At 59.8% G+C, this 23,356-nt stretch carries 24 protein-coding genes; 11 read left to right on the top strand and 13 right to left on the bottom strand.

The annotated features are described in order from the left end of the window. Position 1: 1 nt before the first annotated feature. Positions 2-682 carry a Tim44/TimA family putative adaptor protein gene (locus AB6B39_RS02155; RefSeq protein WP_284371370.1) on the bottom strand — a complete coding sequence of 227 codons (681 nt, stop codon included), beginning with the start codon at positions 680-682 and terminating at the stop codon, positions 2-4. A gap of 160 nt (positions 683-842) precedes the next feature. Here AB6B39_RS02155 and secB point away from each other — a divergent pair, with 160 nt between their 5' ends. Next, a complete protein-coding gene (gene secB, locus AB6B39_RS02150) occupies positions 843-1,484 on the top strand; it encodes a protein-export chaperone SecB (RefSeq protein ID WP_284371369.1) in 642 nt (213 codons plus the stop codon). A gap of 129 nt (positions 1,485-1,613) precedes the next feature. Continuing rightward, complete coding sequence (locus AB6B39_RS02145) at positions 1,614-2,513, top strand: LysR substrate-binding domain-containing protein (RefSeq protein ID WP_284371368.1); 900 nt, start codon at positions 1,614-1,616, stop codon at positions 2,511-2,513. Positions 2,514-2,552: 39 nt separating this feature from the next. On the opposite strand, the gene AB6B39_RS02140 is transcribed toward AB6B39_RS02145, so the two are convergent. After that, positions 2,553-3,722: a saccharopine dehydrogenase family protein gene (locus AB6B39_RS02140; RefSeq protein ID WP_284371367.1), complete on the bottom strand. Its 1,170-nt coding sequence runs from the start codon at positions 3,720-3,722 to the stop codon at positions 2,553-2,555. Between the two features lie 14 nt (positions 3,723-3,736). Continuing rightward, on the bottom strand, positions 3,737-4,840 hold the full coding sequence (locus AB6B39_RS02135; RefSeq protein WP_284371366.1) for an SMP-30/gluconolactonase/LRE family protein: 1,104 nt from the start codon (positions 4,838-4,840) through the stop codon (positions 3,737-3,739). A 97-nt stretch (positions 4,841-4,937) separates the two neighbouring features. Between AB6B39_RS02135 and AB6B39_RS02130 the strand changes: the two genes are divergently transcribed. The 4 genes from AB6B39_RS02130 to AB6B39_RS02115 all read left to right on the top strand — a co-directional run bounded on the left by AB6B39_RS02130 (position 4,938) and on the right by AB6B39_RS02115 (position 8,283). Next, positions 4,938-5,738 carry a lysophospholipid acyltransferase family protein gene (locus tag AB6B39_RS02130; RefSeq protein WP_284371365.1) on the top strand — a complete coding sequence of 267 codons (801 nt, stop codon included), beginning with the start codon at positions 4,938-4,940 and terminating at the stop codon, positions 5,736-5,738. Between the two features lie 10 nt (positions 5,739-5,748). Beyond that, on the top strand, positions 5,749-7,080 hold the full coding sequence (locus AB6B39_RS02125; protein ID WP_284371364.1) for an MFS transporter: 1,332 nt from the start codon (positions 5,749-5,751) through the stop codon (positions 7,078-7,080). 10 nt (positions 7,081-7,090) lie between these two features. Next, a complete protein-coding gene (locus tag AB6B39_RS02120) occupies positions 7,091-7,612 on the top strand; it encodes an RNA methyltransferase (protein ID WP_284371363.1) in 522 nt (173 codons plus the stop codon). A gap of 125 nt (positions 7,613-7,737) precedes the next feature. Then, positions 7,738-8,283, top strand: a complete 546-nt coding sequence (locus AB6B39_RS02115; RefSeq protein WP_284371362.1) for an invasion associated locus B family protein — start codon at positions 7,738-7,740, stop codon at positions 8,281-8,283. An 11-nt stretch (positions 8,284-8,294) separates the two neighbouring features. On the opposite strand, the gene AB6B39_RS02110 is transcribed toward AB6B39_RS02115, so the two are convergent. Further along, the gene (locus AB6B39_RS02110; RefSeq protein ID WP_284371361.1) at positions 8,295-8,750 is read right to left on the bottom strand and encodes an ABA4-like family protein; all 456 of its coding nucleotides are present in this window, start codon (positions 8,748-8,750) and stop codon (positions 8,295-8,297) included. 145 nt (positions 8,751-8,895) lie between these two features. Here AB6B39_RS02110 and AB6B39_RS02105 point away from each other — a divergent pair, with 145 nt between their 5' ends. The 3 genes from AB6B39_RS02105 to AB6B39_RS02095 all read left to right on the top strand — a co-directional run bounded on the left by AB6B39_RS02105 (position 8,896) and on the right by AB6B39_RS02095 (position 10,333). Beyond that, on the top strand, positions 8,896-9,264 hold the full coding sequence (locus AB6B39_RS02105) for a YMGG-like glycine zipper-containing protein (RefSeq protein ID WP_284371360.1): 369 nt from the start codon (positions 8,896-8,898) through the stop codon (positions 9,262-9,264). Positions 9,265-9,356: 92 nt separating this feature from the next. Further along, positions 9,357-9,728, top strand: coding sequence for a lecithin retinol acyltransferase family protein (locus AB6B39_RS02100; protein ID WP_284371359.1), 372 nt, complete (start codon positions 9,357-9,359; stop codon positions 9,726-9,728). 110 nt (positions 9,729-9,838) lie between these two features. Further along, positions 9,839-10,333, top strand: coding sequence for a BLUF domain-containing protein (locus AB6B39_RS02095; RefSeq protein WP_284371358.1), 495 nt, complete (start codon positions 9,839-9,841; stop codon positions 10,331-10,333). A 25-nt stretch (positions 10,334-10,358) separates the two neighbouring features. On the opposite strand, the gene AB6B39_RS02090 is transcribed toward AB6B39_RS02095, so the two are convergent. The 8 genes from AB6B39_RS02090 to AB6B39_RS02055 all read right to left on the bottom strand — a co-directional run bounded on the left by AB6B39_RS02090 (position 10,359) and on the right by AB6B39_RS02055 (position 20,209). After that, positions 10,359-12,479 (bottom strand): TonB-dependent receptor, encoded by a 2,121-nt coding sequence (locus AB6B39_RS02090; protein ID WP_284371357.1) that lies wholly within the window; start codon positions 12,477-12,479, stop codon positions 10,359-10,361. A 115-nt stretch (positions 12,480-12,594) separates the two neighbouring features. After that, positions 12,595-13,479, bottom strand: coding sequence for a hypothetical protein (locus AB6B39_RS02085; RefSeq protein ID WP_284371356.1), 885 nt, complete (start codon positions 13,477-13,479; stop codon positions 12,595-12,597). An 88-nt stretch (positions 13,480-13,567) separates the two neighbouring features. After that, entirely contained in the window at positions 13,568-16,258 is a 2,691-nt protein-coding gene (acnA, locus tag AB6B39_RS02080) for an aconitate hydratase AcnA (RefSeq protein WP_284371355.1), read from the bottom strand. 130 nt (positions 16,259-16,388) lie between these two features. Continuing rightward, positions 16,389-16,670, bottom strand: coding sequence for a hypothetical protein (locus AB6B39_RS02075; RefSeq protein ID WP_284371354.1), 282 nt, complete (start codon positions 16,668-16,670; stop codon positions 16,389-16,391). A 164-nt stretch (positions 16,671-16,834) separates the two neighbouring features. Further along, a complete protein-coding gene (locus AB6B39_RS02070; RefSeq protein ID WP_284371353.1) occupies positions 16,835-17,506 on the bottom strand; it encodes an inner membrane-spanning protein YciB in 672 nt (223 codons plus the stop codon). After that, complete coding sequence (ubiE, locus tag AB6B39_RS02065) at positions 17,503-18,276, bottom strand: bifunctional demethylmenaquinone methyltransferase/2-methoxy-6-polyprenyl-1,4-benzoquinol methylase UbiE (protein ID WP_284371352.1); 774 nt, start codon at positions 18,274-18,276, stop codon at positions 17,503-17,505. The genes AB6B39_RS02070 and ubiE overlap by 4 nt, the downstream gene beginning before the upstream one ends. Before the next feature lie 56 nt (positions 18,277-18,332). Continuing rightward, positions 18,333-19,142 carry a class I SAM-dependent methyltransferase gene (locus tag AB6B39_RS02060; protein WP_284371350.1) on the bottom strand — a complete coding sequence of 270 codons (810 nt, stop codon included), beginning with the start codon at positions 19,140-19,142 and terminating at the stop codon, positions 18,333-18,335. A 62-nt stretch (positions 19,143-19,204) separates the two neighbouring features. Continuing rightward, on the bottom strand, positions 19,205-20,209 hold the full coding sequence (locus tag AB6B39_RS02055; protein ID WP_284371348.1) for a LysR family transcriptional regulator: 1,005 nt from the start codon (positions 20,207-20,209) through the stop codon (positions 19,205-19,207). A gap of 100 nt (positions 20,210-20,309) precedes the next feature. On the opposite strand from AB6B39_RS02055, the gene AB6B39_RS02050 reads away from it, so the two are divergent. After that, the gene (locus AB6B39_RS02050) at positions 20,310-22,631 is read left to right on the top strand and encodes a M28 family peptidase (protein WP_284371345.1); all 2,322 of its coding nucleotides are present in this window, start codon (positions 20,310-20,312) and stop codon (positions 22,629-22,631) included. Beyond that, positions 22,628-23,086, top strand: a complete 459-nt coding sequence (locus AB6B39_RS02045; protein ID WP_284371342.1) for a YaiI/YqxD family protein — start codon at positions 22,628-22,630, stop codon at positions 23,084-23,086. Before AB6B39_RS02050 ends, AB6B39_RS02045 begins: the two co-directional genes overlap by 4 nt. On the opposite strand, the gene AB6B39_RS02040 is transcribed toward AB6B39_RS02045, so the two are convergent. After that, positions 23,018-23,353 carry a hypothetical protein gene (locus AB6B39_RS02040; protein WP_284371340.1) on the bottom strand — a complete coding sequence of 112 codons (336 nt, stop codon included), beginning with the start codon at positions 23,351-23,353 and terminating at the stop codon, positions 23,018-23,020. The two genes, AB6B39_RS02045 and AB6B39_RS02040, sit on opposite strands and share 69 nt — an antisense overlap. Between the last annotated feature and the right edge of the window lie 3 nt (positions 23,354-23,356).

Genomic DNA, 23,356 nt, shown 5'->3' with positions numbered 1-23,356 from the left:
ATCAGTCTTTCGTGTCGGGGGTCGGATCCGCCGGCAGCGCATCGCCCTCTGATGGCTCGACATCGGACAGACGCCAGGTCGGATCATCGGACCCGATCATGCGTTCAAAGGTCCAATATTCGGAAATAGAGGCCAGCGTGTCCGGATCACCCTCGACCAGGTCTCCGTCAGCGTCGCGCAGAGCAGAGGCGATATCTGCTTCGTAGAGAACACGGATGAAAGCGATACCGTCTTCGATGCGGGCATTCTTGATCTGCGTAGTGCGGAGCCGGCCCAGATCGGTAACTTGCGTCAGGCTTTTTTCTTCACGCTCGGATATGGCGGCGTCATAGACCGTATAAACATCGGGCGTCAGCAGATCGCGCAGCGTGTCCCGATCACCCGAAGCAAAGGCTTCCAGAATCATGGAATAGACCGTCTTGGCCCCATCGACGAATTGTGCGGGCGAAAAGCCGGGTTCGGCGCGCGCAATCGCGCCCAGACCGGTTTCGTCGTCAAGTTCCGACGGCTCGTCATCCAGGAGGGGAGCCACTACGCCTGCACGCGACGACGATGTCGAGCCGAACGCCTCATCCATATCGAGCTTGTCGTCTTCGCCCCGTCCGACAGATTTGCCCAGAACGGAATAGAAAGCCACGCAGACGATGGCGGCGATGGCGGCGTAGAGGACAACTTCGAACATAGGGGGTATATAAGCAGGCTGGGCGTATTTGAAAGCATACATATGGGCGTTGCGCGCAGCTTCCGCCCCGTGATAGCGGGCGCGCCAACAGATATGCCCCGGACGGACCGTCAATCAGGTGCTGACGGGGGCCGCAACAGATCCAAATGGAGAATGCCCCATGGCCAAAACGCCCAAGACGCCTGAAAAAAGCGACGACGATGCAACGCCCGCAACAGACGGAACCCCAAAGAGCCAGGCTGCGACAGCTTCGGATCTGAACATAACGCTCGATGATGGCACACCCGGCCCCGATGCTCCTGAAACGACAGAGACAGCGGCGACGGACGGCACGCCCGCCCAAGGCGAGCCCGTCAGCGAAGGCGAACCGCTGCTGCGCGTTCTGGCCCAATATACCAAGGATATGAGTTTCGAGAATCCGGATGCCCCGGCCTCGCTCAGCCCGAACCTGTCACGTCCCGAAATTTCCATCGATCTGCGTCTGGGCCGCAACGTGTCCGCCGATAATACCGTCGAGATCAGCATCCTGATGAAGGCGCATGCCACGCGCGATGGCAAGACCGTTTTCATCGCCGAGCTGGATTATGCAGGACTGTTCGCCATTCAGAATGTCGGCATGGAGCAGATCCAGCCGCTGATGATGATCGAATGCCCGCGCATCATCTTCCCCTATGCCCGCAAGATCCTGGCCGACATGACGCAGGAAGGCGGACACATGCCCGTCCTGATCGACATGCCGGACTTTGCCAGCATGTACCGGAATGAAATGATGCGCCGCGCCCAGGAAGAGGGTCTGAACTAGACGCCTGATCGCCGGTTCGCCGAACACCAAAGCCCGCCATAAGGCGGGCTTTTTCTTTGCGCTCTGACGCGCGGTGGGAACTGCAACGCCCCTTGCTCTTGCCGAGCCTGAGGCGGATAGGCTGTTGTCATGAATTTGCGTGATCTCGATTATGTGCTGTCCGTTGCCGAGCTGGGGCATTTCGGGCGTGCCGCGCGAGCCTGCAATGTGTCGCAGCCCACATTGTCGGGACAGATCCGCAAGTTGGAAGACGAACTGGGCGTGCAACTGTTCGAGCGCGGACGGGGCGGGGCGCGTCCGACGGCCGCCGGGCGAGCCGTGGCGGCACAGGCGCGCATCGCCATGCGCGCGGCGACCGAAATCCGTCGGATCGCGCAAGCGGCGCAGGACCCGTTTGCCGGGGAATTCCGCCTCGGCCTGATCCCGACGATCGCGCCCTATCTGATCCCGCGCTTCGTGGCGCGACTGCGAGACGCTTTGCCCGACCTCACCGTGATCTACCGCGAAGACATTACCGAACGGCTGAACCGGGACCTGGAAGCCGGAACGCTGGACGCCGCAATCCTGGCTACGCCACCGGAATCAGACCGTCTGGAAGCCCTTCCGCTCTATACCGAACCGTTCAGCCTGCTGGTCCCCAAAGACCATGATCTGTCCGGTCTGTCGCATCTGGACCTGGCCGACATCGATGCCGACGACATGCTGCTGCTGACCGAGGGCCATTGTTTCCGCGATCAGGCGCTGGCCATTTGCGATGCGCCCCGCACGGAACGCTCCCTGCAGGCGACATCGCTGGAGACGCTGATCAATCTGGTCGCCCAAGGTCAGGGGATTACGCTGGTGCCCGCTCTCGCCATGACCAATCTGGCTGACGATTCGGCGCTGAGAGCCCGCACGCTGGATGATGCGGGCGCGTCGCGCGCCATCAATCTGACGCTGAGGCGCAGCGACCCACGCCGGGTTCTGGCGCAGCGCATGGCGCAGATCATCCGTGACGGCCTGCCCGACACGGTGCGTGTTACGCATTAGGACTGGCGTCGCCTCAGCGACATCAGGCTTCGTAGCGGATCAGGACTCCATCCGGAATGTCAGCCCGGCATGCGCTTCAAGCCGATCGATCAACGCATTACCCATGGCAGGCGCAGAAGTGTAGACGCCACCCGGCGTTGTCGCACGGTCGACATCTCGCGTCAGGCAGAGCGCGGCCTCCGAAATCATTTTCGATGTGGAGCCATAGCCCGGATCCTTGTCGCCAGTGACCACGGCAACCATCATGTCGTCGCCTTCCCCGCCGTAAAATGCCAAGTCGTAATGGCCCGCTTCGCGCTCTTCCTTGGTCGGACCTTCGCCCGGCTTGGGCGGGTTCTTGCCGAACATATCCTGCTTGGCGACATGGCTGGCAGCAGCTTCCCCGCGCTCGCCCGGGCCGGTCATCACCATCTCATCATAGGTGAAGTCTTCGCCATAGGCGTGGCCCATCAGCGCGTTTGAACGGTGGATATTCTTGGTGTTGATCACCGCCATCACGAAGGGGGCGGCCCAGCTGTTCAGATCCTCATCATGGACCGGCTTGTGATCGGCTGGTTGTTTCGGGCCTTGAAAGCCTTCGCTCAGAGAGAACGGGTCCTTCAGCCAGCCGAGAATATGCGGCTCTTTCTGCGCACGCTTCATCGTCTCCATGCCTGACGCTGCCGTGCCGCCGGAGAAGGTGCCCTGCATCTTGCGGACGCGACCCCGCACTCTGGAGAACGGCTTGCCGCGCTGCGCCTTGGCTTCGCGCTGCAACAGGTAGACGCCCATATCGAAGGGAATGGAATCGAATCCGCAACTATGCACGATCCGCGCGCCGCTCTTGGCCGCTGCATCGCTGTAACGATCGATCATGTCGACCATCCAGGCCGGCTCTCCGCACAGGTCGACATAGTCGGTCCCGCTCTCCGCACAGGCCTTGACCAGCGGCTCGCCGTAAAGCTGGTAAGGCCCGACTGTCGTGATGATGGCGTTGGCGCTTTCGGCCATGGCCTTGAGGCTAGCGTCATCGGACGCGTCCGCCACGATCAGATCGACGCTATCAGGCAATCCCATTTCGCTTCGTACGGATTTGAGCTTGTCCAGCGATCGGCCTGCCATCGCCCATGCGAGTCCATCGCCATATTCATTGTGTAAATATTCGGCGACGAGACGGCCCGTATAACCCGTGGAGCCGTAGACGATGATTTCGTAAGCGCGGTCGGACATGAGAGGTTCCTTGGTTAGGGATAAGGGCGGTAGCCGAGAGTCGTTGGCTGTAGTGCCGTAATATATATACGGTCGCCAAGCGTTTCGGAGCGAACGAAAACAGCACCCGTTGTCGTTGGGTAGGCTCCATTCGGGTCTTGCCAGGTCCGCAATATCGTGCCGTCAGCACCAATCTGGAAAACCACCCCGTAGGCCTGTGGTTTGGGCTGAAAAGCCTTGGGCATTCGCATCGCCAAAGCGCGTAGCCAAGGCTTATCGCTATTACCGTCCAGGAAAGCCGCTCGCGGACTGGCGAGCCCGATGAAATAGGTCGGACCAACCCCATCCACGATGGGACCATGATTGATATTGTCGGGAAAGCCGGGCAAATTATCGATCAAGACAGATTGGTCGCCTGTATCCGGATCGATCTTCAGCAAGCGATAGCGCCCTGTCTCCAACATGAGAACATCACCATCCGGCGCCATGGCGACGCCATTGGCAAAGACATGACCCGCAGCGACAATCCGGGTCTCCTGAGAGGTCGGATCATAGGCCAGTAAACGGCCCGTCCCAACGCCTTCGAGTATTTCGAGCAAACTGGCGTCCAGCGTCGACGCGCTCGCCGCAGCGCCGAACTTCGTAGACGCGTCCGAAAAATAGATCACACCATCATCGGCAATGTCCAGATCATCGGCATAGAGTATGGGCGATCCCTCAACCCTATCCGTCAGAACCTCAACCGACCCATCGATTCCGACGGAGAGCAGACCACGATAGGCGTCAGCAACCAGTAATCTGCCTGTCGTTGTGTCTATCTCTAGCCCGAGCGGAACCCCACCTGTCTCCGCGAGCATGTCTACGGTTTCCTGCGCGGGGTCGATCAGCAGGATGTAGCCGTCCTGCGTTGAAGCCAAAAGTCGTCCGTCCGACATGGCAACGACGTCTTCTGCCCCATGATGAGGTGTCAGGTCGATCATCGACAAATCGGCCAGATCTGTGTTTGGCGTGAAAATCCCTGTAAAGCCAAGATCCTCCGGCGCGTCCCAGCTGGCAGGGGCAACGGGAACCGGCCAGAGCAGCAGATAGGCGAACAAGGCGATTACAGCTGTGAACAGCCCTAGAAACACGGACTTCATATCCTTGACCCCCAAAGTATATTTCTGTCACGCATAGAGGCCGTTCACGACCATTGCAAAGCTGGACAAGTCTGGACCGCGCAGTCAAACCGACCTCATGGTCCGCTCCACCCTGTTCAATCTGTTCTTCTACGCGGCGACCGCGCTCTATGCCCTTGTCGGCGTGGTCCTCAGCCTTGTGCCGGGGCGGGCGCTGCTAATGGGCGGTTTGCGGCGCTACACCAAGGTGATCCGCTGGGGGATGCGGGTGATTGCCGGGATCACGGTCGATGTCAGCGGACACGAGCGCGTGCCGCATGATGGCCCCGTCATCATCGCCGCCAAGCATCAGAGCTATGGTGACGGCATCATCATGTTTCATCAGTTCGACGATCTGTCCTTCGTCACCGGCGACCATCTGGAGAAATTCTGGCTGATCAAGGTCATTCTGGCCAAGATGAATGCGGTGGTCGTCGAAAGCTGCGGCGGGCCCGCGACCCGGGCGCGCATGGCGGAAACATCGCGAGTCGTGCGTGAACAGGGGCGGCGCATCCTGATCTATCCCGAAGGTCATCTGAGCCAGGTCGGCAGCCATCATCCCTATAAAAAGGGTGTCTGGCACTTGCAGCAGGAGTTTGACTGTCCGGTCGTGCCGGTCGCGACCAATCTGGGGCAGCGCTGGAACCAGTCGGACTGGATCAAACATCCCGGTCACGCCAAGGTCGAATTTCTCGACCCGATCCCACCTGGTCTCGGCAAGGATGAATTCATGGCCATCCTGCAGGACCGGATCGAGACCCGCTCCATCGCTATGCTGGATCATGAGGATCCGGGCGCACTGAACCCGGACGATATCGGCACGGTGCAACTCAACCCTGTTGCACAAGCACGTGCGGACCGACAGAAGGCGAACCCATGAGGGAACTTCCATGAGCCGACACCCCCAGACGGGCCTGACCTGGTCCCGGCGTTTCCTGCCGCTCTTTACCCTTTTCCAGGCCGGGACCTTCAACGACAATGTGCTGAAGAATGCGCTGATCGCGCTGATCACGTTTGGCGGAGTTGTGTTTCTGTCGGACCTGCCGAGCGGGATGCGGGTTCCGGTCGCGGCCCTGATCTTCACCGGGCCGTTTACTCTTCTTTGCGCCATTGCTGGACAGATTGCGGATAAGGTCGATCGCGGCATTATCTTCCGCTGGGTCAAGCGCGCCGAGCTGCTGATCATGTTGCTGGCGGCCCTTGGCTTCTATCTGATGGATGTCCGTATCCTGGCCGTGGCCCTGGGCCTGATGGGCGCACAGTCCGCTTTTTTCTCACCGACCAAGAATGCCGTTCTGCCGCAATGGTTAACTGAAAAGGAGTTGATAAAGGGCAATGCGCTGATGAGCGGGTTCCAGTTCGCCACCATTCTGGCGGCGACGATCATCGGTCTGTTTGTGCTGTCCTTCGGGACCGTGGTCATCTCAGCCATACTAGTCGCCATGGCGCTGCTCGGCTGGTTCGCGTCAGAAGCCTGTCCGCCTGCCCCTGCGCCTCAGCCCGAGCTGAAGGTTAATTACGAACCGGTTACAGCCACGATCAGCGTGCTGAAAAAAGCTTTCGGCCACTTGGATGTGCTGCGGCCATTGCTCGGCATTAGCTGGTTTTACGGTCTGTCCACCGTCTTCGTGACGACCCTTCCCGATTTTGTCGGCCAAACAATGGGCTATAACGAACAGGCCTTGCAGGTGCTGCTAGCCTGTTCGACCATCAGCATTCTTTTCGGGTCGCTGATCGTTTTCACGGTCGGAAACATGAAAATCTGGGGCCCTGAAGCCGTCCGACTGACAACGCTCGGGATTATCGGTGTGACCCTGTTCACGCTGGGCCTCATCCTTGTTCCCGCTCCAGCCTATACGGGCACGGAAGATTTCGGTCCGGCCAGCGCCTTTCTGTCCGACCCCGCCATGCCAATCTTCCTGTTCATGCTATGCGGCGCGTCCATTTCCAGCGGTATCTTCGTCGTGCCGTTACAGGCCATGGCGCAACGCCGGGCCGAGCCGAAAATTCGCGCGCAGCTGATGAGCGCAGGGTCCGTCCTGCTCAATCTGTTCGTCAACCTGACCACTTTCGGCCTGATCGGGCTCGGCTATCTTGCCCTCGGGCCATATGTGCCGTTCTGGCTGATCATTCTCGGGAGCATCGTTGTGGCCAGCTATTCGGTCTACCGCTCCGTCATTCTGGTCGAGCGCGATCAGCCCGGCGTACCGTCAGACGTCTAGGGGCAGAGCAGTGCGCGGTTATTTCGGGATCGGGAGCGAGGGGCTTTCCAAGCCGCATAATCTGGGCGTGATCCTGCGCACGGCCCACGCTTTCGGAGCCAGCTTTGCTTTCACCATCGGATCGGACTTGGACGAGACCTCTGTGCGCCAGACCGATACGTCCGGCTCTGCCACCCATCTGCCCTATTATCGGTGGCCGAATTTTGACCCCGCACGTTTTCCCGAAGGCTGCGTCCTGGTCGGTGTCGAACTGACCGACGATGCCGTCGACCTGCCCAGCTTCCGCCACCCGCTCAATGCGGCCTATATTCTCGGCCCCGAAAAGGGGTCTCTGTCCCGGCCCGTACAGGACGCCTGCGCGCATATCGTGAAAATCCCGACCGCCTTTTGTATCAATGTCGGGCTCGCAACCGCGCTCACGCTCTATGACCGGTCGATCCTGTTCGGCGGTCACGCGCCGCGACCACTGGTGCAAAGGCGCCGCGGCCAGCCCGGCGTGAAACACAAGACCGGGATCGGTCAGAACGGCTGATCCGCTCCGCCTCACTGATGACCCTCCGCGATGATGAAAACGTGATCGCAATTGACAGTAAACCTGTCTGAAAAGATACTGATGTTAAGGCGCAATTAAGCCTGATCCGCTTCTATATGGGCGTCATGACCCGCCCTCATACGATCCGCCGCACCTGTCTGCATATCGGTCTGTCCGCTCTGATCGCGATCAGTGGTGCCGCCATGGTCATACCGGCCGAGGCCGCCGCCAACGCGCCGCGCCTGGAAGGGCGGCATGCGGACTGGATCGTCTATACGCGCGGCAGCGGGCAGGCGAAGACCTGCTACGTCGTCAGCGAAGCCACCACCAAGTCGCCCGGCACGGCCAATCACGGCAATATCTTCTTTCTGGTTTCCAACTGGGCCAATGGGGCCGCCACCGAACAGCCATCCTTGATGACGGGCTTCCCGCTCAAGCCGGCGCGCGCTCCCAAAGCACGGGTCGGATCCACGGCGATCACCATGTACGGGGCCGACAATGAAGCGTTTATCGCGGAAACTGCCGATGAACGCCGCCTTGTCGCCAGCATGCGCAAAGGCGCGAACATGACCGTCGAAGCCGTCTCGGCGCGCGGCACGGATGTATCCTATAATTTCAGCTTGAAGGGCGTGACAGCCGCGCTGCGTCAGGCTGGAGCGCTTTGCCGCTAAATCCCAACCGGTCAATCACCCGTTATCGCCCATTTCCGCCGCAGGATGAAATAGAGCAGCAGTCCGACCGGACCGGCCATGAAGGTCAGCAACAGGCAAGGCACCAGCAAAAAATGGTTCATACCGTTTCGGCGGGCATCGCGCGCTTCCCACATGCCAACGAACAGGTCGAACACCAGATAATGCACCCAGGCGGTCAGCAGCCCGAATGGATGGCTGAAAATTGCGGCGATACCGTCTATCGTGGTGAAGTCCACGGGCGCGTCATTCGTACCCCAGATCAGCGCGCAGATCATGAAGCCCAGATAAGCAAGCCCGAGCGCGACCGGATAAAGCCCACTATGAACCAGTCGGTCCGTCCAGCGCCACCGCGGGGCCAGGATCAGCATCGCCCAGGCCGGCAGGACGGCTGCATTGATCAGGTTCAGCAAGGTTTGGTGGATCGGCTCATATATCATGGTCGACATCCTATCGCGGTTTTCAACAGTTTGTAATCTGCGGTTCATCCGGCTGTTAACATGGATGGCGCATGGAACCGATGACCCCGTGCGACGTTTCTGTCTGTTCACGGGCGAATGGGGGTGCCCCAGCCAGGGAATTTTGGAGAATTACATGACCACGCTTATCAAAACGGCCGCACTATCTGTTGCGGCACTGTCTTTTGCTGCTTGCACGACCACGCAGAATGTCGAACGCGACGCTGTCCGCGGAGCCGCCGCTGGCGCCGCTGTCGGTGCCGGCATCGGCGCGATCTCCGGCGACGTAAAAGTCGGCGAAGGCGCAGCTGCGGGTGCTGTCGTCGGCGGCATCATCGGTGCCATGCAGGGCAGCAAGAAGGATAAGGAATTGCAGGGCGGAACCGTCGCTGCACCGAACCTCGACAAGTCGACGCGCTATTTTGACGACAATACGCGCCGCTATTACTATTTCGAGAAGGGCACGAACCGCACCTTCTACGAAAATGGTGAACGCCGCAGCTAAATCAGCGGTATTTGAGACCACAGCTTGCGCCCGGCTTTTCATCCCGAAGCCGGGCGTTTTGCGTTTTTGGCATATGCGGCTAGACTAAACTCATGAGCCGTTATCCTTATGAACGTGCAGGACGTATTTTTCCGGCAGGAACCTTACTCGCCGTGCGCATGCGCGGCCTGTTCGATCATGTCGGCCTTGCGACTGGGTATGGGACCGTCATTCACAGCTCGGCGCGGTTCGGACGTGTCATGGAAACCGATATGAAGGCTTTTTCCGGCGGGCGGCCGATCCGGACCGTTGCCTATGCCTCGCCTCTTTCCGGGTCCGAGATTGTCGTCCGGGCCCGGGGGCGAATGGGTGAGCGCTACAATCCGCTGGTGCGCAATTGCGAACATTTTGTCACCTGGTGTCTGTCCGGGCAGAAGCGGTCGTCGCAGCTAGGCCCACTGGATCTGGGCCGTCATCTCGGGTGATCCGCAACCGCCACTGTATTTTTAAGCCGTTTGCGGCAAACTTTTATGGCCTAGCTTGCGTATAGGATCACAGGCCCGCCACTTTCCGGCCTGAACCATGGACCCATATCTTGACCCCTGATTCGACCCAGACCGATAGACCGCAGGAACCGCTCCTGGAGATCGTCTATGCCAGTGAAACACCAGAACCGATGGGCCAAGACGCCGTCCGCGCCCTGCTGGACCATGCGCGGTCCAAGAATGCCGAAATGGGCGTGACTGGGCTGCTCTGTTACGATAATCGCCAGTTCTTGCAGATCATCGAAGGCGAAACCCATGTAATCATGGACCTTTTCTTCGCCATTCAATCAGACCCGCGCCACACGAATGTGCGCATTCTCCATGAAGGCGACATTGAAAGCCGTGCCTTTTCCGATTGGAAGATGGCCTACGAGCCGATGCCCTCCGGCCTGCTCCCGACCCTGACACGGTCCATCCACAATCAGTCGCTCGCCATGGACGCCTCCGGCGATGAGCCGAGCGCAGGCCGCCGCATCTTCACCCTGTTCATGGATGAGATGTACGGCAACGAGCCAGAGACGGCCCGTGAGCCCGCAGACGCCTAAAGACGCCTGAGCCCGATTGGGAGCGCTAGAAGCGGCTCATCACGGTAAAGCGCGCATTGATCGGCGCTCCCGTCGATATGTTGTCATTGCTGTGCGCGTCAGGGAAATAATCTGTGTCGAACAGGTTTTCGACATTGAGCTGCAGGCGCAGATCGTCCGACACATCATAGAAGAGCGCCGCGTCGACCCGGACGAAGTCCGGCACTTCGACGCTATTGTCTTCACGCACGAAATAGCTGTCTTGGTAAGTCGCGCCCAGCCCGAGACCCAACCGGTCATTAAGCTGATAATTGTTCCAGACGGAGAGTGTGTGCGTCGGTGTCTGACGCGGCTCATTGCCGTCCAGCCCCCCCGCCCCGACGACCCCGCCGGCAAAGCTGAGGTCCTCGACCTCGCCGTCCAGATAGGAATAGCCCGCATTGATCGACCAGGCCTGTGTCAGCTGCCCGATCAGTTGCAATTCGAGGCCTTTGACGCTCGCCCCGTCTATCGTGATCAATTGTTGCTGATTGTTCGGGTCGATCGATGTGAAGCCCTCGCGGTCCAGCTGGAAGATGGCAGCTGTGACGCTTAGATCCGGTCGCACATCCCATTTCGCCCCGGCTTCGAGGTTTTCGGTGAATTGCGGACGGGTCGAGGCCGTATCTAGATCGAGCGTCAGGAACTGGTCGCCCGAACGCGGTGTGAAAGTCTCGCTATAGCTGGCATAGAACGACATATTATCGACCGGCTTGAAGATCGCACCGATGCGCGGCGTGATCTCTTCATCCTTGCGCGTGAACTGCGCATTGTTCTGTATGTCGGTCACATCGATGTCGAAACTGTCGAACCGGGCACCGAGAACGACCTTGAACTGATCCGTCAGATCGATCTGGTTCTGGGCGTAGGCTGAGAGCACATAGACATTCGATTTCCGGTCCCGTGCAGGGTCGGTAAAGCCGAAGGCGGGAATGTTCAGCGGGTCGCTGAACGGAATGAAGAGCTGATCGTCATTATTCTGCGCAAACACATTATCCAGACGGGCATTATCTGTGTGCTGGGACGCATATTCCACGCCCACCAGCACCGTGTGTCCGATCGGGCCTGTATCGAACTCACCGACCAGATTGGCCTGGGCGACGAAATTGTTGCGGTCGGTCGTATCGCGGTAGCCATCCAGCTCGACCTGCGGGAATATCCCGTTGGTCAAGACCACTTCCTCACTGGCATAGAGGTTTTGATAGACCTTGTCATAATCGGCATATTGCAAGGTGACATTGCCCCGCAGCATATCGTTGAACTGGTGATCGGCCCGGCCGCGCAGAATGTGCGCCTGCAGGGTTGTGAAGTTCTGATCGGGCGATCCGAAGAAGGTATTGTCGAAGCCCTCGAGCGGAACGTCCGGCCCGGTCGCGACATTCACGGATGGCACGCCCCGATCGACGACGCGGTCATCGTCCAGATATTCATAGGACAGATCGAGCGCTGTTTGCGGACCCAGCTCGATCCCGAGCGTCGGATTGATCCCGAATCGGTCCCCATCGAAGAAGTCGCGGTGATTGTTCAGGCTTTCGACAAAACCGTTCACCCGCAGGCCGACCCGGTCCGACAAGGGCTGATTATAATCGACTGCGCCGTAAGCAGCACCGAATGTATCGATGCTGGCGTCCAGCGTGGTAAAACTATCCGTGCTGTCAGCCGTCTTTGTGACGCGATTGACGATGCCGCCGACACCGCCGCGCCCGAACAGCAGCGCATTGGCGCCGCGCAGGATTTCGACCTGCTGCAGATTATAGAGCGGGCGGTAATATTGCACATCGTCGCGCACGCCGTCCTGAAAGAAGTCTGCCGTCGTCTGGTTGCCGCGAATGATGATCGCATCACGATGGCCTTCGCCCTGGCTGATATTCACGCCGGGCGAGTAGCGGGTAATGTCGCCAATGCTCTGGAAGGACTGATCGCGGATCGTCTCCGCCGTGATGATGGTCAGAGACTGCGGAATATCGATGATCGGCGTCGGTGTCTTCACTGCATTGATCTTGTCGATCGACAGATACGTGCCCGTGGCGATGACTTCATCGTCGAACGGGCCGTCATCGGCGAAAGCGGGTGCCACCAGCCCGGCATTGGCCAGAATGGTACTGAGTATGAGTGCGGATTTGCGCATGAGGTGGGTCCCCTAGAATAAGTCGAGGGGCGCTTAATGCGAATTATTTGCAACTACAATAGCTAAATGAGAATTATTCTCACTTAATGACGGTCCTTGTGACCATGCTCACATTTCAGACCCTGTCTGCCTCTTCGGAGACGAGGTCGGGCGGTGCATTCTCCTGCCCCGGCTTATTACTCGCCCGTTTCAACCTGCGACGCATGGCCCAGTACAGAATCGCCCCGACAGGTGTGCCCAGATCGATTATCCAAGGCATGAACGGCCCGCCGCGCGTCACACCCGCCCCGAGTAACTGGAATTTTATGAAGGAAAAAGTGACGCTGCCATCCGCATAGGAAAAGAAATTGGGGCGAAGTGCGCCGGTCGTCCAATTCAGCTGCACTCCCCACAAACCGATCAGAATGAAGGGAACCCAGAGCCATTTTCGCCTGATCGCCTTATCCCGGACACAGACAATGGCGGTAACCAGACAGAAAGCCGGTATGAGCACCGCCAAACCCAGTATGAGCAGCCTTACGGGTCCTGTGTCTGAAGACGCCCAATCATGGCGACCGACCGGACTTTCATCAAGCGTCGTCAGATTGACATGCCGGAGTTTACAACAGTCTGGATTGGCTTCCGTGACCAGTTCGATGATCAAATATCCGTCGCCATACGCTGACTCCCAGACACCGTACTGCAATGGGTAAGCGTCGCTTGTCGTATCATTCACCCGGTGCTCGCCCGTTATGATGACCGGACTGATAGGATGCGCGTTGGCAATGGTCATGATTTTGACCATCGTGTCTTCGACATTCTCGAGCGCCTGAAACTCATCTGAAGACAGAGCGATAAGACCGTCAACGTCACCGTCGATCAGCCTGTCGATTGCAACTTGCTGGGCTCGGATCTGCTCAGCCGTGAATGGCGTCTGCCGAACCAGATCATCAGAAACACAGGCCGTCACAAGCGGTGCGAGTACCATGGCGATCAGAACTTGGATCAGACGTGTCATCATTGATCAATCTTGTCGCCCAATCACAGTAACGCAACGAAAAAGCGGCCCCGCAGGGCCGCTTTCTATCATACGAATTGGGGCGTTTCGCCTAGGCGGCGGCGCGATCCTCGCGCGCCAGATTGCGCAGCACATAATGCAGGATGCCGCCATTACGGTAATATTCCAGCTCATTATCCGTATCGATCCGGACCTTGGTCGTGATCGTTCTGGACGAGCCGTCATTCATGGTGATCGTCACTGCGACCTCATCCATCGGCTTGATGTCGTCAATATCGCCGATCGAGACAGTCTCGCTGCCGGTCAGGCCGAGATCGCCCCAGTTATCGCCATTCATGAATTCCAGCGGCAAAACGCCCATTCCAATCAGGTTGGAGCGGTGGATGCGTTCGAAGCTTTCCGCGATCACGGCGCGCACGCCCAGCAGGATCGTGCCCTTGGCGGCCCAGTCACGCGAGCTGCCATTACCATAGAGCGAGCCGGCAAACACGACGAGATCCTTGCCGTCCGCCTTGTAGCGCTGCGCCGCATCGAAGATCGACATGACTTCACCGGTGGGGACATATGTGGTCACACCGCCTGCCGTCCCTGGCGCCATCAGGTTTTTCAGCCGGATATTCGCAAATGTGCCGCGCATCATGACTTCATGATTGCCGCGACGCGAGCCGAACGAGTTGAACTCGTTGCGAGCGACCTGGCGTTCCTGCAAGTAGCGACCCGCGGGGCCATCAAACTTGATCGAGCCGGCGGGCGAAATGTGGTCGGTCGTGATCGAATCACCTAGCAGCGCCAGAATATTGGCCCCGTCCACATCGCGAATCGGTTCCGGGTCGATGCCCATCCCTTCGAAATAGGGTGGGTTGCGCACATAGGTGGAAGCCGGGTTCCAGTTATAGACCTTACCGCCTTCGACCTGAATATCGGCCCAGCGGTCATCGCCCTTGAATACGTCGGCATATTCCTGCTCGAAGAGTTCGCGCGTGACCGAGCCCCGCACAGCCTCGGCGATTTCAGCCGATGTCGGCCACAGATCGCGCAGATAGACATCCTTGCCGTTCGCATCCTGACCCAGTGGATCCTTGTCGAAGTCGTGATGCATCGTCCCGGCCAGCGCATAGGCAACGACCAGTGGCGGTGAAGCGAGGAAGTTCGCCTTGATGTCCGGGCCGATCCGGCCTTCGAAATTGCGGTTGCCCGACAGTACGGAACAGCTGACCAGATCGCCGTCGGCGATCGCCTTGGCGATCGGCGGCGCGAGCGGACCGGAATTGCCGATACAGGTGGTGCAGCCATAGCCGACCACGTCGAAGCCGATCTTGTCCAGCTCGTCCTGCAAACCGGAACGTTCGAGATACTGACCGACCACTTGCGACCCTGGTGCGGTGGAGGTCTTGACCCAGGGTTTAACCTGCAGCCCGGCTTCGTTCGCTTTCTTGGCAACAAGGCCCGCCGCCATCATGACGGACGGGTTGGAGGTGTTGGTACAGGATGTGATGGCCGCGATCATGACGTGGCCATGATCGACCGAAAAGTCGTGGCCTTCGACCGGCATCGGGTTGGACGCATCGCCGGCCTTTTCGAAATCCTTGGTCATGATCATGCGGAACGTGTCGGCTGAGCCCTGAAGGTTGAAGCGGTCCTGCGGACGCTTCGGACCGGACAGCGACGGGCGCACCGTCTCCATGTCCAGATGCAGCGTGTCGGTGAAGCTTGGAACCACGTCCGTGCGGAACAGGCCCTGTGCCTTGGTGTAGGCTTCGACGAGATCGACGCGGTCTTCTTCGCGGCCTGTTGCACGCAAATAACGCAGCGTGTCCGTATCGACCGGGAAGAAACCGCAAGTCGCGCCATATTCCGGCGCCATATTGGCGATCGTCGCACAATCTTCGAGCGACAGATAATCGAGTCCTTTGCCGTAAAATTCCACAAATTTCCCGACCACGCCTTTTTCGCGGAGCATCTCCACGACACGCAGAACAAGATCGGTCGCTGTCGCGCCTTCGGGCAATTTGCCCGTCAGTTCGAACCCGACCACTTCGGGAATCAGCATGGAGACAGGCTGGCCGAGCATGGCGGCTTCGGCTTCGATACCGCCCACGCCCCAACCCAGCACGCCCAGACCATTGACCATGGTCGTGTGCGAATCCGTACCGACCAGCGTATCGGGATAGGCATAGGTCTTGCCGCCCTCATCCTTCGTCCAGACGGTCTGCGCCAGATATTCCAGATTCACCTGGTGGCAGATGCCCGTGCCGGGTGGGACCACGGCGAAATTATCAAAGGCCGTCTGACCCCATTTCAGGAAGTCGTAGCGTTCGCCGTTGCGCTCATATTCGCGCGCCACATTCTTCTCGTAACTATCCTCTGTCCCGAAATAATCGACCATGACCGAGTGGTCGATGACCAGATCGACCGGGACGAGCGGATTGATCTTTTCGGGATCAGACCCGAAATTGGCCATGGCGTCACGCATGGCGGCCAGATCGACGACGGCCGGAACGCCGGTAAAATCCTGCATCAGGACCCGCGCCGGACGGTAGGCGATCTCGTGGCTGGACCGGCGTTCTGTCAGCCAGCTGGCCATGGCTTCGATGTCGGCTTTCTTGACTGTTTTCCCGTCTTCGAAACGCAGCAGATTCTCCAGCAGCACTTTGAGCGAGCGCGGGAGTTTGGAAATTCCGGGCAGCCCGTTCGCTTCCGCAACGGCAAGATCGAAATAATGGTAGGTTTTCGAGCCGACTGTGAGCTCGCGTTCGCAGCCGAAACTGTCCAGAGACGCCATGAGTGGTCCTTTAGGAAATACACGGGAATATGTTGCTTTAGCTTATAGCAAGCGAGGCGGCGCATTCAATGTCTAAGGCTGACTGGGCGCCGTCTATGTCAGACGCGCCCTTTTGCGGTCGTTCTCCCGTCTAGCGGGCATTCGGTGCCTTGTGCGATTTCGGAGCGGTCATGTCCCCATCCGTCACGAAAACGTCCCAGGCGGCGCGACATAGCTCTCGCCCCGCCTGCACCGATAAGAGCCAGTCATTCAACTCGCGCGCATCTGCATCGAACGGCTCGAAAATCCCGTGACGCTGTGCGGCGCCCAGCTGATGCAGATAGACCGCATCGACAGAGCTGGCCCTTGCATAGCGTCGGGTCAGATCGAGCCGTGCAATTGTCCGCCCCACTTTCAACGATGTGATTTGCATCGACCCTGCTCTTTCGCTCACGCCGCCCAGCGCCCGTTTCGGTAAAGGCGAATCGCATGACCGATGCGACCGTCTGATCAGGGTGGTAATGACCGTTGGAGTCGGGTCCAGAGGAGGTCGGGAACAGGGTTAATATACGCTTACAATGTCGGTCCAGACACGGCCTAAGCGGCGTCGTCAGCCGTTTCGACCAGGCCACCATGACGCTGGATGAAGGGCAGCTGGGCGAAGGCGAAGACGAGTGTCATCGGCAGAAAGCCGAACGTCTTGAAATTAACCCAGAAGCTTTCCGTCTGGGTTCGCCAGACGATTTCATTGATGAGCGCGATGCAGAGAAAGAACAGGCCCCAGCGTATTGCGAGAATCGTCCAAGCCCGATCGGTCAGGGCGAACGTCCCGCCCAGCAACAGGCGCAATACATTCTTCCCGAACAGCACACCCCCGAGCACGCCCAGCCCCATCAGCCCGTTGACGGCGGTCGGGCGCATGAACAGGAACACCTTATTGTCGAAGAAAAATGCCAGCGCCGTCGTACCGACAATGACCAGCGTCGAAAAGATCAGCACGAACGAGACGGTCCGGTATTTCAGCCAGCCAAATGCCAATGCGATCAGGGCGGCAACGGCAAAGACGGCTGCGGCAATAAACAGCGCGTCGTCCGGATTGCTGCGCCGAATCCAGTGGAACGTTCCGAAAAACACCAGCAGCGGACCGAAATCGAGCCAGAAATGATTGGGGCGCGGGGCAGCATTGGCGGCCTCGACCGCCTCGCCGACGCTGACTTCATCGGGAAGGTCAGTCGACAGGCCCTGGTCGCTCATGTCCTTATCGCTCATGCGATCTTCCATCCTGTGTGAAACGCGCTCACTCCGGCACTGTAATCGGCATAGTCGACGCGGGCGAATCCAGCCTCGCGCATCATCTGCGCAAACTGTTCCTGCTTGGGAAAGCGCCGGATCGATTCGACGAGATATTGATAGCTGTCCCGATCACCGGCGATCCGTTCGCCCAGTCGCGGGATCACGGCAAAAGAATAGGCGTCGTAGAAGCGCCGGATCAGCGGTTCGGGCGGGGTCGAAAATTCCAGAACGCCGAGCCGCCCGCCCGGCTTCAGGACGCGGTGAAATTCACGCAGGGCGGCCATCCGGTCGGTGACATTGCGAATGCCATAGGCAATGGTGACGGCATCGAATTGACCGTCTTCGAACGGCAGGCGCTGCGCATTGGCGCAGACCCGGGTCAGGTCCAGACCCGCATCCTTCACCGGGTCGATTCCGGCAAGCAGCATTTCGTCGTTGATATCGAGGATGACAGCCGAGGCGGCGGCACCGCCGCGACGTTCGCGCACCATATTGGCCGCCCTGATGAAACGCCGCGCAATGTCGCCCGTACCCCCCGCCACATCGAGCAGACGCTCGCCGGGCTGGGGGTTGAGCTTGGTGATCGCCATATCTTTCCAGATCCGGTGAATGCCGAGGCTCATCGCATCGTTCATCCGGTCGTAATCGCGCGCAACCGAGTCGAACACCTGCTTTACACGGGCCTGCTTGTCCGCCGTGCGGACCTGCTCAAACCCGAAATCGATCGTATCTTTGCGTGCGTTCATCAGAAGGCGGCTCTTAGGCGGCCCTGTCCGGTTCGCCAAGACGCCAATTGCGGCGATCAGGCGTCGCGGCGCAGCACAAGTTTGTGACCCGGCTTGTGATTGAACCAGAAGCGCGGCACGAAATCAGGCCGATCGAACAGAGACAGCAGGTGACTCTTCGCAAACCAATGCAGATGCTCCGGCGGTTTGACCTGGACCCAGCTGACGAGCGGGTCCGGTGTCGCGCGGTGCCCATCGGCCGGTGTCGTTACAAACAGAACACCGCCCGGGGCGACCAGATCCATCAGCGCGGTCGCAAAGGCGCGAATATCCAGCGCATGTTCGATGACTTCCGAACAATAGACAAGATCAAAGCGCTGCCCTTGCGCGGCAAAGGCTTCGACAGTCGTTTCGATATAGCGATTCCGGGGAAAGTCGGCCTGAGCGCGGGCCACGGCCTCGCCATCGATTTCGATTCCGGTGGCGTCGAACCCCTGCTGACGCGCGCCTTCAACCGCATAGCCGAGATTGGCCCCGACATCGAGGAAGCGCCGCCCATCCGATCTGATCTGACGCTGCAAGCGGCGTACACGCTTGGCGGCACGTCTGATCTTCTTGTCGCGCTTGGTGCCGTAGCTGGCCGAGGCATAATAGGCCGAATAGAAACGCCCGAGCGCGTCCGGCGCAGGCGGTGTGCGGACTGTCGCAAGACCGCATGCTTCGCACCGTACAATGCCGCCAAATGACAGATCGGGATCGCCTGCGACGATCGCGCCGATCATGCGCCGTTCGTCATCCGCGCGTTTCGCACGAACCAGCCAGTCGGCCTCCGCTTCGAGAATAACGTAGGAAGAGCCGCTGCAAAGGGGGCAGGAAAAGTCAGACATCAGCAGCCTCGTAGCGCAGTTGAGCGACGGGTCGAATGACAAATCCGTTTAGAAGAGAGCGCCTATTCCGCAGCAACCGACAGATGCGCATGATCGCGGTCTTCGCGACAGGCCGAAGGCGGCGCAATATCGAAGCGGCCCGGCGAAAAGACCGACTCGCCGCCACAATCGAAAAAGCCGCTATCCTGCCGGAAGGCTTCGACCAGATAATCGAACACGGCGCGGATACGCGCGGAGCGCTTCAGGTCCTGGTGCGCGACCAGATAGAGCGCTTCCTTATGTTCCATTTCAGGCATGACGCGAACCAGATGACGCCCCTGCGCCGCCGCCCCGCAGAGTGGGAGCATGCCGATCCCATAACCCTGTTCCAACCCTTCATAGAAGGCCCAGATGGAGTTGGACTTGAAGGTGATGCGACCCGGCATGTGAATCGGCTCTTCCGTATCCGGATCCGTGACCCAGAGGATCTTGCCGTCCATGATGGATGCAACCACGCCGTCATGCTGTGACAGTTCTTCGAGGCTGTTCGGCGCGCCGGCGAGCGCCAGATATTCCGGGCTCGCAAACAGGCCGAAGGAGACATCCGCGACCTTGCGTCCGATCAGCGAATTCTGCTCGCCAGGCGTCTTCCAGCGCAGCGCGATATCGGCCTCACGCTGGGCCAGATTGTAATTCTGAAATCCGATCCCGATATCCATCAGGATGTCGGGATGTTCAGCGCGGAAACGCTGCATAACCCCCGGCAGCCAGGCCGTTCCGATCCCTTCGGTCGCGCTGAGCCTCACCACGCCCGACAGGCTGTCTTCCAGCGTGGCGGAACTGCGGTCGATCGCCGCTGCCTCATCCTGCATGCGACGTATATGGTCGAGCATGCTCTGCCCGAACACGGTCGGGACCAGATGTCCGTCCTTGCGCTTGAGCAGCGGCGTCTTGAAGTGATCTTCAAGCGCGCGAATGCGCCGACCGACGGTCGGCTGGCTCATGCCGAGCGCCTTGCCAGCGGCTGTCAGCGAACCGGCTTCGGCCACGGCAAGGAAAACAGGATAATCGGACCAGTTCGTATTCATGGATGACAGTATATAGATGAATGAAACATGGTCAAGTCATGCGTTATTGAAGAATATACGACGCGGCATGTCACTGTTACATCGCCCTAAAAGGGGAGACATGATGGGCCGACTGTTTCAACCGCGCCGTAAGCCATTCGCGACCGCGCTTGCCCTTCTGCTGGCGAGCCTGTTTCTGCTTTTCCTGTTTTCCCCCAAACTGATTGATGCTCCACGGGTCGATCCCGACCATCCGTTTAATACTCAGGCGACGATAGAACGGCTGTCGCGCATTCTGGGTGACGAAAGCCCCCATCCCGTCGATAGCGCGGTCAGCGATGCCGTGATCGATCGGCTGAGTACGGAAATCCGGCAGCTGGGCTTCGAGCCGATCATCGATGATGCGTTTCACTGCAGTGACCGCAGGAACGTGGCCTGCGCGCGCGTGCGCAATGTCGGCTTCTGGGTGACGCCCCCCGGGCCCGACGCCGTCATGCTCGCCTCCCACCATGACAGTGTGCCGACCGGGCCGGGCGCAGCCGATGACGGGATGGGCGTCGCGTCCAGCCTGGAAATCGCTCGCCTGATGAAAGACCGCCCTCTGCCGCGCCCACTCTACGTCCTGATAACGGACGGCGAAGAGATCGGGCTGGTCGGGGCTGCCCGCTTTGTCCGGCATGACCCGGTCGCCCCGATGATCGGAGCCGTCGTCAGCCTGGAGGCGCGCGGCAATCGCGGACCGGCAGCCATGTTCGAAACCAGCGATCCGAACGGTCGCGACCTGGCCGCGCTTAAACCCCATCCCGAAGACCGGGTGAAAGGGGCGGTTGCCAGTTCCCTATCCGTCGACATCTACCGCGCCATGCCGAACGGGACGGATGTGACCGAATATCTAACGCTGGATATGGACGCCGCCAATTACGCCATGACCGGCCATGAAAGCCATTATCATACGCGCCATGACAATCTGGCCAATCTGGACCGGGCCTCCGTCTTTCATATTGGCAGTAGCGCCCTGTCCGCCGTGGAAGGGTTCATGACCGTGAATGAAGACAGCACCGATCGCGCGGTCATCTATGCCGATGTGCTGGGGTTCGGCGTCCTGTCCCTGCCCGAACATCTGGCGCAGCCCCTGATCGGGCTGGCGCTGATCCTTTGTGTCGTCGCCCTGTTCCGGACCGACCGCAAGCCCGCGCCGCTCTGGCGGGTTCTCCTTCTGCCCCTTCTGGCCCTGATTGCAGGAACAGGGGTTGCGATACTGGGCGGGATGGCGATTGATGCGCTGCGACCGGAAAGCGCTTACGGCACAGCCTGGCCGATCGCCTTGCGCGGCGTCCTGATCAGCCTCTCGCTGCTGACCGCCGCCTTTTGCGCACGCTGGCTCTACCGCCCGGACGGAGCCGACCGGTTTCTGGTCGGGGCCTGGGCCGTTATGATGTCGCTGGGCCTGACGGCCAGTTTCCTCTTCTTCGGGGCGTCCGTCCTGTTCGCATTGCCGGCCCTTCTGGTGATCCCGGCGGCCTTGCTGATTATCCTCAAACAGACTTCAGCGCTGCGGATCGTCGCGCTGATCCTGTTCGCCCTGAGTGCGGTGCTGATAGCGGTGCTTGGCCTGACGATGTATGTCATGGCGGAAACCGCCTTGTTCGTCGAAACCTCTGCTCCACTGACAGCATTTGTCGTCTGGACCTTCATCGTCCTTCTTCCAATCGTCTGGACCCGTCCGGGTTCGACCCGGTGGCCGCTATACGGCGCTGCCGCAGCCGTCATGAGTTTCGGCGCTGCAAGCCTGCTCGTGCCTGCCTATTCCGAGGATGCGCCGCTGGGCCGCAGCCTGGTCCATCTGGCCGGCGATGGATTTGACGGCGCGCATTACACGATAAGTGCGCGCGACCCGCTGCCGAACCCGATGCGCGCCGCCGGGGATTTCACACAGGGCGAACTGAGCGGCTATTCGCGCAATCTCTGGATCACGCCTGCCCCGCCGCCGGATGTCGTCATGCCCCAAATCGATATTCTCGACAATCAGATCGTGGACGGCACGCGCCGCGTCGCATTACGGATAGACGCCCCTGACTCCGACAGGATTCGAATCTCGATGCAGAGCGACAGAACCAATAGCGAGAGCCTGACACTCAACGGCCAGCTGATCGCACTGGATGGCCGGTCCTTCCCGAACATCACCTGCACCGGGCGAACCTGCCGTGAGCTTACGATGGCGATGGTGCTGCCGGACCGCGAGGAGCCGATCAATTTCAATGTCTGGTCAACGCGTTACGGGCACGACGCGGCGGCGGACGCGCTGCTGAAGGCGCGCCCGGACTGGATGGTGCCGCAGCATGAAGGTGATCGGCGCTCAGTGCGTCGCCGGATCGCAGTTCCTGCCCCCGGACCTGCACCGGGTCCCGCCCTTATCCCCGCTTCGGAACCCGCTGAGGAGTGACGCCCCACATCTATATCGACGCCGATGCCTGCCCGGTGCGGGACGAAACCTATAAGGTCGCCTGGCGGCACAATGTGCCAGTCACGGTCGTTGCCAACAGCTATATCCGGACGCCCGCCGAACCGACTATCACCTTCCAGCTGGTCACGGACGGATTCGACGCCGCCGATGACTGGATCGCCGACCGGGCCGATGGCGACGCGATCATCGTTACGTCCGACATTCTGCTGGCCGAACGCTGCCTGACGGCTGGGGCACGTGTCCTGTCGCCCAGCGGCAAGGAGATGGATAATGCCACCATCGGATCGCAACTGGCGGTACGGGCCATTATGGCCGATCTCAGAGACGGGGCGGACCAGCCGAACATTGGCGGACCGCCCCCTTTTTCAGCGCGCGACCGGTCCCGTTTTCTCGAAGCGCTGCACCTGATGGTCGAACGCATGATGCGCGCGTGAGCCCGCGGCAATCCAGCCATAGGCCTTGAGTAAAGGTTGCGTCGGCAGCACGCGCACCCACCGCTCCAGAACGGACCCCAGACATGGGATACCCGGCATGTCATAGGCTGCCCGCGCATGGCGATGCATCATCGCCGCGCGCCGACAGGCCACGTGAGTAATCTTCTCACTATGTCCGAACCCGACGAGGGAGGCGATCGCGGGTTTCGACAGGGCGATGCCGACATGTGCGAACGGTTTGAGCGCGAATGACAGGCCGACAATCAAAAG

The sequence above is a fragment of the Algimonas porphyrae genome (assembly GCF_041429795.1).
Classification (GTDB): domain Bacteria; phylum Pseudomonadota; class Alphaproteobacteria; order Caulobacterales; family Maricaulaceae; genus Litorimonas; species Litorimonas porphyrae.
The sequence above is the reverse complement of the archived record's forward strand: the minus strand, read 5'-3'. Positions and strand labels throughout refer to the sequence as shown.

Bases quoted from the DNA above. Each gene is read 5' to 3' on its own strand.
- AB6B39_RS02155 (WP_284371370.1), bottom strand. From the start codon at position 682: ATGTTCGAAGTTGTCCTCTACGCCGCCATCGCCGCCATCGTCTGCGTG.
- secB (WP_284371369.1), top strand. From the start codon at position 843: ATGGCCAAAACGCCCAAGACGCCTGAAAAAAGCGACGACGATGCAACG.
- AB6B39_RS02145 (WP_284371368.1), top strand. From the start codon at position 1,614: ATGAATTTGCGTGATCTCGATTATGTGCTGTCCGTTGCCGAGCTGGGG.
- AB6B39_RS02140 (WP_284371367.1), bottom strand. From the start codon at position 3,722: ATGTCCGACCGCGCTTACGAAATCATCGTCTACGGCTCCACGGGTTAT.
- AB6B39_RS02135 (WP_284371366.1), bottom strand. From the start codon at position 4,840: ATGAAGTCCGTGTTTCTAGGGCTGTTCACAGCTGTAATCGCCTTGTTC.
- AB6B39_RS02130 (WP_284371365.1), top strand. From the start codon at position 4,938: ATGGTCCGCTCCACCCTGTTCAATCTGTTCTTCTACGCGGCGACCGCG.
- AB6B39_RS02125 (WP_284371364.1), top strand. From the start codon at position 5,749: ATGAGCCGACACCCCCAGACGGGCCTGACCTGGTCCCGGCGTTTCCTG.
- AB6B39_RS02115 (WP_284371362.1), top strand. From the start codon at position 7,738: ATGACCCGCCCTCATACGATCCGCCGCACCTGTCTGCATATCGGTCTG.
- AB6B39_RS02110 (WP_284371361.1), bottom strand. From the start codon at position 8,750: ATGTCGACCATGATATATGAGCCGATCCACCAAACCTTGCTGAACCTG.
- AB6B39_RS02105 (WP_284371360.1), top strand. From the start codon at position 8,896: ATGACCACGCTTATCAAAACGGCCGCACTATCTGTTGCGGCACTGTCT.
- AB6B39_RS02100 (WP_284371359.1), top strand. From the start codon at position 9,357: ATGAGCCGTTATCCTTATGAACGTGCAGGACGTATTTTTCCGGCAGGA.
- AB6B39_RS02090 (WP_284371357.1), bottom strand. From the start codon at position 12,479: ATGCGCAAATCCGCACTCATACTCAGTACCATTCTGGCCAATGCCGGG.
- AB6B39_RS02085 (WP_284371356.1), bottom strand. From the start codon at position 13,479: ATGATGACACGTCTGATCCAAGTTCTGATCGCCATGGTACTCGCACCG.
- acnA (WP_284371355.1), bottom strand. From the start codon at position 16,258: ATGGCGTCTCTGGACAGTTTCGGCTGCGAACGCGAGCTCACAGTCGGC.
- AB6B39_RS02075 (WP_284371354.1), bottom strand. From the start codon at position 16,670: ATGCAAATCACATCGTTGAAAGTGGGGCGGACAATTGCACGGCTCGAT.
- AB6B39_RS02070 (WP_284371353.1), bottom strand. From the start codon at position 17,506: ATGAGCGATAAGGACATGAGCGACCAGGGCCTGTCGACTGACCTTCCC.
- ubiE (WP_284371352.1), bottom strand. From the start codon at position 18,276: ATGAACGCACGCAAAGATACGATCGATTTCGGGTTTGAGCAGGTCCGC.
- AB6B39_RS02060 (WP_284371350.1), bottom strand. From the start codon at position 19,142: ATGTCTGACTTTTCCTGCCCCCTTTGCAGCGGCTCTTCCTACGTTATT.
- AB6B39_RS02055 (WP_284371348.1), bottom strand. From the start codon at position 20,209: ATGAATACGAACTGGTCCGATTATCCTGTTTTCCTTGCCGTGGCCGAA.
- AB6B39_RS02050 (WP_284371345.1), top strand. From the start codon at position 20,310: ATGATGGGCCGACTGTTTCAACCGCGCCGTAAGCCATTCGCGACCGCG.